Origin of the sequence: Acidisoma sp., assembly GCF_035492295.1 — a bacterium.
Lineage (GTDB): Bacteria > Pseudomonadota > Alphaproteobacteria > Acetobacterales > Acetobacteraceae > Acidisoma.
On sequence record NZ_DATJJK010000083.1, the window covers coordinates 1 to 9,888 of the forward strand.

Genomic DNA, 9,888 nt, shown 5'->3' on the forward strand with positions numbered 1-9,888 from the left:
CCCCTCCTCCCAGCCGGGCAGGAAGACCGTGTCGAATTCCAGCCCCTTGGCGCCATGCAGCGTCATCAGGCTGACGCGATCGGTCTCGCTGCTTTCCTCATTCTCCATGACCAGGGCGACATGGTCGAGGAAGGCCGCGAGGGTGTCGAAATCGGCCAGCGCGCGGACGAGTTCCTTGAGGTTGTCGAGCCGGCCAGGCGCATCGGGCGATTTGTCCGCCTGCCACATGGCGGTGTAGCCGCTCTCGTCCAGCATGGTGGCGGTTGCCACGACATGCCCGTCGCGCGCGACGATTTCCCGCCAGGACTCGAAATTGTGCAGCAGTTCGGCGAGGCTGTCGCGCATGCGGCCGCGGATGTCGCCCGCCTGGATCATGCGCGCGGCGGCCGCCATCAGTGGCACGCCGTGGGTGCGCGCATGGGTATGGAGATTGCGCAACGCGACATCACCCACACCGCGGCGCGGCAGGTTGACGATGCGTTCGAAGGCGAGATCGTCCGCCGGCTGCTGGATGAGACGGAGATAGGCGATGGCGTCACGGATTTCGGCGCGTTCGTAGAAGCGCTGGCCGCCGACGATGCGATAGGGCACGCCGAGGGTGATCAGGCGTTCTTCGAAGGCGCGGGTCTGGAAACCGGCACGCACCAGGATGGCGATTTCGGCAAGGCTATGGCCGTCCCGTCGCAGGCTTTCGATGCGGCCGCCGACCATGCGGGCTTCTTCTTCCGAATCCCAGAGTGCGACGACCTCGACCTGCTCGCCCGAGGCATCGTTACGGCCGGGGCGCAGCGTCTTGCCGAGCCGCCCCTCGTTATGCGCGATGAGGCCCGCCGCGGCGCCAAGGATCGGCTTGGTCGAGCGATAATTGGCTTCGAGGCGGACGATGCGCGCGCCCGGAAAATCCTTCTCGAAGCGGAGGATGTTCTCGACCTCCGCGCCGCGCCAGGAATAGATCGACTGGTCATCATCGCCGACGCAGCAGATGTTCTGGTGCGACTGCGCAAGCAGCCGCAGCCAGAGATACTGGACGAGGTTGGTGTCCTGGTATTCGTCCACCAGGATGTAGCGGAACATGCGGTGGTATTGCGCCAGCACCTCGGGATTGGTGCGCAGGATTTCGGTCACATGCAGCAGCAGGTCACCGAAATCGGCGGCGTTCAGCGCGCGCAGCCGGGCCTGATAGGCGGCATAGAATTCCTGGGCGCGGCCGGAGGCGAAATCGCTGTCCTCGGCGGCGGTGATGCGGTCCGGCGTCAGGCCGCGATCCTTCCAGCGCTGGATGATCGCCATCAGGCCCTGTGGCTGCCAGCGCTTGATATCGAGCCCGTCGGCCAGCATCAGCTGTTTGAGCAGGCGCAGCTGATCATCCGTGTCGAGGATGGAGAAATTGGATTCGAGCCCGACGAGGGCGGCGTGGCGCCGCAGCATGCGGGCGCAGAGGGCGTGGAAGGTGCCAAGCCAAAGCCCCTCCACCGGCCGGCCAAGGATCGCGCCGACGCGTTCCCGCATCTCGCGCGCGGCCTTGTTGGTGAAGGTGACGGAAAGCACCTGGCCAGGCCCCGCCCGGCCAGACATCAGGATATGGGCGAAACGGGTTGTCAGGACCCGGGTCTTGCCGGTGCCCGCCCCCGCCAGCACTAGAAGGGGGCCATCCAGAGCCTCAACCGCCGCCCGCTGCTCGGCGTTCAGCCGGTCGAGATAGTCACTCACGCCGCGGGGGTCTCCGCAGGGGCCGGCGCCGTGGGCCGCACGCCCAGGAGATGGGAAATGGCATAGGTCAGATCGGGCCGGTTCAGGGTGTAGAAATGGAACTCATCCACCCCGTTCGCCTGCAACAGCCGCACCTGCTCGGCCGCGAGGACAAGGGAGACCATCCGCCGCGTTTCGGGATCCGCGTCCAGTCCTTCGAAGAGATGGGCCATCCAATCGGGGATGACGGTGCCGCAGAGTTCGCTGAACTTCTTCGCCTGGGCGAAATTCGTGACCGGCAGGATGCCCGGCACGATGGGTGCGGTGATACCGGCCGCGAGGCAACGGTCGAGGAAGCGCAGATAGGTGTTGCTGTCGAAGAAGGCTTGGGTGATGGCGCGCGTGGCGCCGGCATCCAGCTTGCGCTTGAGATTGTCGAGATCGGCCTCGGGCGAGGCGGCGCGGGGGTGAACCTCGGGGTAGGCGGCGACGCTGATCTCGAAATCAGCGACACGGCGCAGCCCTTCCACCAGCTCGATCGCGCTCTGATAGCCGTCGGCACCGACATCCTCGACGCCCGGGGGCAGATCACCACGCAGCGCCACGATATGGCGCACGCCGCCCTCCCAGTAGCGGGCGGCGATTTCGTCGATTTCGCCGCGGCTCGCGCCCATGCAGGTGAGATGGGCGGCGGGGATGAGGTTCGTCTCCTCCACGAGACGGATCACAGTTGCGTGGGTCCGCTCTCGCGTGCTGCCGCCGGCACCATAAGTTACCGAGACGAAGCGGGGGGCGAGGGTTTCCAATCTGCGGATGCACGTCCACAGCTGGGTTTCGAGCGCCTCGGTTTTAGGCGGGAAGAATTCGAAGGACAGGGCGGGCGCCGGACTGCCGCCTTCGGGCAAGGGCAGGGCCCCGAAGCGGGGGCCGCTCAGCCAGCGTTCCAGCACGGGTTGGGCGCCAAGAGGCGTGAGATTGGTCAGGGGAAGGTTCATGGGTGTCGGGCTCGTCGGGCAGGTCTGAGGCCTTTCTCCGTGGCAGTATCAGGCGGTCGATGCAAGTCCGGGGAGCGGTGGAGCGCCCAGACCTCAATGCAAGGTTCAAACAAGAGCGGTGCGGCCCCATTAGATGAGGATGACACGCGGCGTGGACAAACAGCAGTTTTGCTTCCAGGCGATTTTGATCTAGGTCTCAGGAAATGGATGCTGTGCGTCATCGCAACACCGCTGTCATCAAGGGGACTCCCGCGTGAAATCAAGGATCTGGGCCGCGGCTACTCTGGCGGCTTTCGTGTTGACGGGGCTTGCGGGCTGCGCCACCAAACCGCCGGCGTCGGATCCCGAGGCTTTGGCCGCCTACAAGCAGAACGACGATCCGCTGGAGCCGATGAACCGGAAGCTCTACGCCTTCAACAACGCTCTCGACACCTACGCGATGAAGCCGGTGGCCCAGGGCTACAAGGCCGTGGTGCCCCGTCCGGTGCGTAACCATGTCGGCGATTTCCTGTCGAACCTGCACACGCCTGTGGTGTTCATTAACGATATTCTGGAGGCCAAGTCCCGCCGTGCGGGCGACAGCCTGGTGCGCTTCGTGGTCAACTCGACCGTGGGTCTCGGCGGCATCTTCGACGTCGCCACCGGCCTCGGCTATCCGTCTCACGAGGCCGATTTCGGCATCACGCTCGCGATTTGGGGCGTGGGCACCGGCCCCTTCCTCTATCTGCCGGTGCTCGGCCCCTCCGACCCGCGCGACGCGGCGGGCTTCGGCGTCGGCATCGTGTCCGATCCCTTCTTCTGGGTCGGGGAGGGTGCTGCCGTTACCGCGCTTGGCTATTCGCGGACGGCCGTCACTATCGTGAATACGCGCGCCGACCTGCTAAAGCCGATCGACGAGGTGAAGCGGATGGCGCTTGATCCCTACGCGACCTTCCGCAGCCTTTATCGCCAGCACCGCGAGGCGGCGATCCAGGCCGTGCGGGATGATCACCGCGCCACTGTGCCCGACTGGTTCCCCCAGCCGAAGCAGGCGCCGGCCGGCGCCCTCGCGCCGTAGACATGATGTCTAAGACTGTTGCAGAGACCTGAAGTACTCGGAGACGAATATGCTGATGCGCCGCCGTAGTGTCATGACCGCTCTTGCTGCGGCCCTGCCAATCGCAGGTTCCCTGGGGCTGGTCACTACCGCCCACGCCGACGATGTGTCGACGGCCCGCTCGCTCATCCAGAGCACAGGGGCGAAGCTGCTCTCCGTCATCAATTCCTCGGCGAAGGACAGTGCCAAGCAGGAGCAGCTGCGGCAGCTCGTTTATGGCAGCGTGGATGTCGACGGGGTGGCCCGCTTCGTGCTCGGCCGCTACTGGCGGGTCGCGACCCCGGCCCAGCAGGCGGATTATATGGAGACCTTCCGCCAGCTGCTGGTCTATGCCGTGACCGCCCAGGCGAGCACCTTTCAGGGTGCGAGCATGAAAGTTGGGCAGGCGGCGGAGCGCGACATGGGCATCGTCGTCGATACCGCCGTGACCGTGCCCGGCAAGCCGGAGACGACGGTGCAATGGGTGGTGGCGACGATCGGCGGGCAGCCCAAGATTATCGACATCATCGCCGAGGGTACAAGCCTGCGCATCACCGAGCGCAATGATTATGCAGGCGTGATCTCGCAGCATGGCGGCCAGGTCCAGCCCCTGCTGGATGCGATGCATCATCAGCTGGCGCGGTTCAAGGCCAATGCCACCGGGTGATCGCTCCGCCACCGTCGGACGAACTTGATGGAGCGCCGGGCTATGTCCGGCGCTTCATTTCTGTTCTGCACCATGGGCGGCGAAGGCCCATCCTTGCAGGGCCCCCTGGCAGAGGAGCCTTGCAAGAGGTCCTGGCGGAAGGCCAATTGTTGCGAAAATGTATGGTGGATTTAGCTTGATCCCGGCCTGGAACGCGCCAGAATGAGGAAGGCCGTGTTTCACGGTATTCAGAGGATTATCCGACAATGGCTTTTGGTCCCGATTTCCGAACCTATCGCGGCGGCTCCGTCGCTGCGTCGGCTGCGGTTCTCGATGCCGGATTGCGCGCCTACATGCTGCGCGTTTTCAATTGGATGGCTTCCGGTCTGCTGCTGACCGGCGTCGTCGCCTATGGCATCGCGCATACCGACGCCATCAACTACTTGTACCCGACGGTGCAGAACGCCCAGGGCTTCCTGGTGCATCGCCCCTCGGGTCTTGCCTATCTGCTGATGTTCGCTCCCCTCGCCTTCGTGATGGTGCTGAGCTTCGGCGTGAACCGCCTCTCCCGCACGGCGGCGCAGACCCTGTTCTGGGTTTTCGCGGCGGTGATGGGCGCCAGCCTCACCAACATCTTCCTGGTCTTCACCCAGACCTCGATCGTGGAGGTGTTCTTCATCTGTGCGGCGACCTTCGCGGCGACGAGTGCCTGGGGCTACGTCACCAAGCGTGATCTGACCGGCATGGGCAGCTTCATGATGATGGGCCTTTTCGGCATCATCATCGCCTCGGTGGTGAACATCTTCGTGCATTCGAGCGCGCTGCAGCTCGGCATCAGCATCATCGGCGTGCTCGTCTTCACCGGCCTCACCGCCTATGACACGCAGCGCATCAAGTCCGACTACATCCAGTACGGCTACGGCTATGACGGCGAGCTGTCGGCCAAGCGCAGCGTCTATGACGCGCTGACCCTGTACCTGAACTTCATCAACCTCTTCCTGATGATGCTTCAGATCATGGGCAACCGGAACAGCAACTGATCCGCGCCGCCTGCCGCCCTCCGGGGCGGCTGGCTTGCGGCCAAAGAAAAAGGGCGGGGATTTTTCCCCGCCCTTTTGCGTTTCGACCGCCTGCGCTCTGTCAGAGTGTTTTGAGGAAGTCGTTCAACTTGGTGGCCGCGGTGGTCTTGTCCGTCTTGTCGAGAGCGGCGAGCTCGGCCGCCAGCCGGTCCATCGCCGCTTCGTAGATCTGCCGCTCGCTGAAGCTCTGGTCGGGCTGGCCGGAATTGCGGTGCAGGTCGCGCACGACCTCCGCGATCGCCAGCGGATCGCCGGAATTGATCTTGGCCTCGTATTCCTGGGCGCGACGCGACCACATCGTACGCTTCACGCGGGCGCGACCGCGCAGGACGGCGAGCGCGTCGTCGAAAAGCTTGCGGGTGGCGAGCTTGCGCAGCCCCGCGGTACGCGCCTTGGCGACGGGCACCCGCAGTGTCATGCGGTTTTCTTCGAATGTGATGTGGATGAGTTCGAGCTTGTGCCCGGCGATTTCTTCCACGGCGATACGCTCGACCTTGCCGACGCCATGCGTCGGATAGACGACATAATCGCCTTCGGCGAAGCTCTCGGCCTTGGCGGGGGTACTCGGTACTGGCTTCAGTAACTTTTCGGGGGTGGAATCGTCCTCCTGCACCAGGGTTTCGGATGCTTCAGGAGAAGAGGCATTCATGGGCACAAGCCTTCCGCGAATGAAGCCGCAATGAACCGATCCTATAGCCCGCGCCAGGGCGAGCAGGGACAGGATTCAAGAGCGACGGGTAATGCGGCGCAGATGGATGCTGGCAGCGACCAGCATCTCATCGGCCTCGTTTTCGACATGGCTCATGCATATATCACAGATCTCACCTAAAGTCATGCTCGATCGCGCCGCGCTGGAATGCACCGCAGGGCGAGCCGCCGCCGGTTCCGCTCTCTCCATCCGTCACTCAGAGACCGATCCAGACTTTGGGTGAAGCGACCCAGTCATCGGGGCTTTAGCGCCCCTCGCGACGCCAGGCGAGGAGGGCGAGGGCCAGAAGCAGCGGCAGGGCCGCCCAGCCCGGCAGCAGCGGGGTGAGGGCAATGCCCGTGGTGACATGGGCGTGGTTGCGCCTGAGGCCGATCCAGCCCGGCCCGCCCGGCGTCGCCGCCGCGTCCACGAGGCGGAGCCCTGGCGTGCCCTCAGCCTCGAGGAAATGGGCGCTGCCATGGCTTGCCTTGATCAAGGCGCCGGCCTTGGTGGCTGTTGCCCGCAGGTCTCGCCATTCCGGCGGATCGGCCGTGTCCGAGGCGGCATAGGCGGTGCGGGCTCCGTCGCTCACCGTCCAGAGTCCCGGCTCGGTCACCGGCAGGTCGCGCGTCGCATGGCCCGGGCCCACGGTTTCGAGCGTCACCCGCCGCGCGTGACCGGCAGGGTCCGTCACCATCACGGCGGGCGGGGGGCCGGCCTCCAATTGCCGGCGATCGATATGCAAGGTTGTGCCTTGGATGCTGGCGCTCAGCCGGTTCTCGTCGAGCGCCGGCTCCTTCATCAGCCAATGGGCAAGCCGGCGCAGCAGCTCCGCCTGAGGACCACCGCCGTTATGGTCCCGCGCCCAGAGCCAGATCTGGTCCGACAGCAGGAGGCCGACCCGTCCCTCCGCGACATGGTTGAGAATGAGCAGCGGCTTGCCGCCGGCGCCCGACATCAGAACCTGGCCGTGGACGTTGGTGCTGTCGATAAGACGGTACCAGCGCCCCCAGTCGGGGGTCTTTCCCGGACCCGCGTCAGGAAGATCGGCCGTCACCGGATCGCGGGCGCCGAGATCGGTCAGAGCGGGACGGAAAGGGGCGATGGTGATGCCGTTGCCGGAGTGCGTCTGCACCTGCGGCTGGAAGGTGTCGGGGTAGCCGATACCCTGGTCGGTCGCGGCGGCACCCACGGGCTGTGCCGGCAGCACCTCGGCAAGCGGCGAATGGGCGAGCGACCCGGCGGTCGCGAATTCGGGCCCCGCCTCGAGCAGCAGCGCGCCGCCCTGGCGCACATAATGCGCGATATTGGCGAGATAGGCACTGGGCAGGATGCCCTGGTTCTGAAAGCGGTCGAGAATGATGAGGTCGAAATTGTTGATCTTCTGCTCAAAGAGCTCGCGCTCCGGAAAGGCGATGAGGGCGAGTTGGTCGAGCGGCGTCAGATCGTCCTTTTCCGGCGGACGGAGGATGGTGAAATGCACGAGGTCGACCGCCGGATCGGATTTGAGCAGGCGCCGCCAGGCGCGCTCCCCTGGATCGGGCTGGCCCGAGATCAGCAGTACGTGCAGCCGGTCCCGCACGCCGTTGATGGTCACGATCTGCTGGTTGTTGATCTGCGAGACCTCACCCGTAAGAGGCGAGGCGCGCAGCACGATCACCGAGGGGCCTTCCCGCTTGACCGGCACGGTAAGGGTCTGGGGCTGGCCGACTGGCACGGTGGACTGCGCGACGGGCTGACCGTCCCGCTGGATCGTCACCACGGCCGTAGCGCCAGCAGGCGCCGGCCCCAGATCCTCGACCTCGTAGCGCAGCGTCACCTGGGCGCCGACGACGCCGTAGCGCGGCGCGTCGATCAGCCGCAGCCGGCGATCCGTTTCCTCGCCCTTTGCCGGCAGGAGGAGATGGAAGGGTGCGGTGAAGGGCGGTTTCCCCGGCAAATCCGCGATCTGGCCGTCGCTGAGTGCCATGACCCCGGCCAGCTGATCGGGCGGGATGTCGCCCAGCGCCGCACCGACCGAGGAGAAAAGCTGCGTGCCTTCGGACCCTTGCTCTGGCAGCGTGACGGTGCGGAGTTCGAGGCCCGGGATCGCGGCGGCCTCGTGCACGAGTTTGGTCGCGGCCGCATCCTCCACTTTCTGACGGTCCCGGATCGTCGTCGATCCGCTGTGATCGAGGATGAGCAGCGCGATGTCCGGCAGGTCCCGCCACTGCTGGCGCACAAGGGTCGGGCCGCTCAGCCAGCCGATGAGAAGGGCAAGGAGCAGGAGGCGCCAGAGCCGCCCCGGCGTACGGCCGAGGAAGGCAGGCAGCAGCGCCAAAAGCCCGAGCAGCCCGAGCGCCGCCAGCAGCCAGAGCGGGATGACAGGTGCGAATTGCAGCCCGGTCAGGGTCGTGGCCGCGGTCATTGGCCCAACCGCTCCAGGATCGACGGGATATGCACCTGGTCGCCCTTGTAGGTGCCGGTCAGGGCGTACATCACCAGATTCATGCCGAAGCGGTAGGCGTAGAGTCGCTGCTCGTCATTCCCGGGCAGCGTGCTGAAGGGAAAGCTGCCGTCCTCGTTCATGGCCCAGGCGGCAACCCAGTCATTAGCGCCGAGGATGATGGGGCTGACACCATCGTTGCGGGCTTCCGGATTGCGCGCGACCCAGACCCGCGCCCCAACATAGCGCCCCGGAAAATCCCGCAGCAGATAGAAGCTGTGGGCGAGGACGTGGCGTGGCGTAAGCGGGGTCAGCGGCGGCACGTCGAGCCCCTGCACCGCGGCCCGCAGTGCTGCTTCCGCGCCCGGCTGCATGCCGGCGCCGGAACCCTGGGCGCCGGTGTCGCCGCCTTCCGTATCGACCAGCAGAATGCCCCCGCCGGCCATGAACTGGTTGAGAGCGGCAATGGCCCCGGGCCCGAGTGCAGCGCCACCGGGCAGGACGGGCCAGTACAGCAGCGGATAGAGGCTGAGATCGTCCCGGCCGGGCGTGACCCCGGCAGGGTCGCCGAGGATTGCGGCCGACCGGCTGGTGACGAAATCGGAGAGGCTGGAGAGGCCTTCCCGGGACAAAGTGTCGACGGCGGGATTCCCCGTCACGACGTAGGCGAGGGAGGTTTGCAGGGCGGCGGGCGGCACCGGAACGGCCGTGGCGGCTTGCGCCGGCGCGGCGAGGCCGAGCGCAGTGACGAGCAGTAGCGCGCCGACCCGTGCGCCGCTCTGCCTCAAGCGTCCTGAATGCCGGAGCGCGCCGCGCAGCGCCAGACTTGCCAGAAGATCGAGGATGAGCAGCAGCAGCCCGAGGGCGATCAGATCGGGTCCCAGCGCATGTTCGCGCATGCCGCCGCCAAGCACAGCTTGCGTCGCGCCTGGCACCGGGCCGGCGGCGGCGAGCCCAGGCAGGGCGCCGCCGAGATTGAGCGCCCGGCGGTCTCCGCTCGCGCCGTAGAGCCCGGGGGGTGCCTTGGGCGAGGGCAGCGTATGGGCGAGGTCGCTCGCGCGGATAGGAGCAGCCGCGCCGGACGGGTTCCCTAGTTCGCCATAGCCGTTCATCAGCGAGACGGGGGCGAGCCGCGTCTCCCCGCCATCGGCGCCGAGACCGGCGGCGAGATGGATCAGCCGGTCGAGCATGGCAGGGAACAGGCCGGAGAGCGGCAGATTCGACCAATCGGCGTCGGCTGTCACATGAAACAGCACGATACGGCCACGCCCGAGCGGCGCGGAGGAGACGA

General features: G+C 66.2%; 9 protein-coding genes. 4 read left to right on the top strand and 5 right to left on the bottom strand.

Annotated elements, in window-relative coordinates:
• A partial coding sequence (locus VL752_RS05880; RefSeq protein ID WP_325353110.1) for an ATP-dependent helicase occupies window positions 1–1,710 on the bottom strand: 1,710 nt, incomplete at its 3' end.
• Window positions 1,707–2,684 (bottom strand): methylenetetrahydrofolate reductase [NAD(P)H], encoded by a 978-nt coding sequence (metF, locus tag VL752_RS05885; RefSeq protein ID WP_325353112.1) that lies wholly within the window; start codon window positions 2,682–2,684, stop codon window positions 1,707–1,709. The genes VL752_RS05880 and metF, both read right to left, overlap by 4 nt.
• Window positions 2,685–2,937: 253 nt before the next feature.
• On the opposite strand from metF, the gene VL752_RS05890 reads away from it, so the two are divergent.
• The 3 genes from VL752_RS05890 (at window position 2,938) to VL752_RS05900 (ending at window position 5,445) form a co-directional block, all read left to right on the top strand.
• A complete protein-coding gene (locus tag VL752_RS05890) occupies window positions 2,938–3,741 on the top strand; it encodes an MlaA family lipoprotein (RefSeq protein WP_325353114.1) in 804 nt (267 codons plus the stop codon).
• A 49-nt stretch (window positions 3,742–3,790) separates the two neighbouring features.
• On the top strand, window positions 3,791–4,426 hold the full coding sequence (locus VL752_RS05895; protein ID WP_325353116.1) for an MlaC/ttg2D family ABC transporter substrate-binding protein: 636 nt from the start codon (window positions 3,791–3,793) through the stop codon (window positions 4,424–4,426).
• Between the two features lie 245 nt (window positions 4,427–4,671).
• Window positions 4,672–5,445 (top strand): Bax inhibitor-1/YccA family protein, encoded by a 774-nt coding sequence (locus VL752_RS05900; RefSeq protein ID WP_325353118.1) that lies wholly within the window; start codon window positions 4,672–4,674, stop codon window positions 5,443–5,445.
• A gap of 100 nt (window positions 5,446–5,545) precedes the next feature.
• Here the strand turns inward: VL752_RS05900 and VL752_RS05905 are convergent, their stop codons facing one another.
• Window positions 5,546–6,133 (bottom strand): CarD family transcriptional regulator, encoded by a 588-nt coding sequence (locus VL752_RS05905; RefSeq protein WP_325353120.1) that lies wholly within the window; start codon window positions 6,131–6,133, stop codon window positions 5,546–5,548.
• A 30-nt stretch (window positions 6,134–6,163) separates the two neighbouring features.
• Here VL752_RS05905 and VL752_RS05910 point away from each other — a divergent pair, with 30 nt between their 5' ends.
• On the top strand, window positions 6,164–6,313 hold the full coding sequence (locus tag VL752_RS05910) for a hypothetical protein (protein WP_325353122.1): 150 nt from the start codon (window positions 6,164–6,166) through the stop codon (window positions 6,311–6,313).
• 124 nt (window positions 6,314–6,437) lie between these two features.
• Here the strand turns inward: VL752_RS05910 and VL752_RS05915 are convergent, their stop codons facing one another.
• Both VL752_RS05915 and VL752_RS05920 read right to left on the bottom strand, forming a co-directional pair.
• Entirely contained in the window at window positions 6,438–8,579 is a 2,142-nt protein-coding gene (locus VL752_RS05915; protein ID WP_325353124.1) for a hypothetical protein, read from the bottom strand.
• On the bottom strand, window positions 8,576–9,888 hold a 1,313-nt coding region (locus VL752_RS05920; protein WP_325353126.1), incomplete at its 5' end, for a DUF4159 domain-containing protein. The genes VL752_RS05915 and VL752_RS05920, both read right to left, overlap by 4 nt.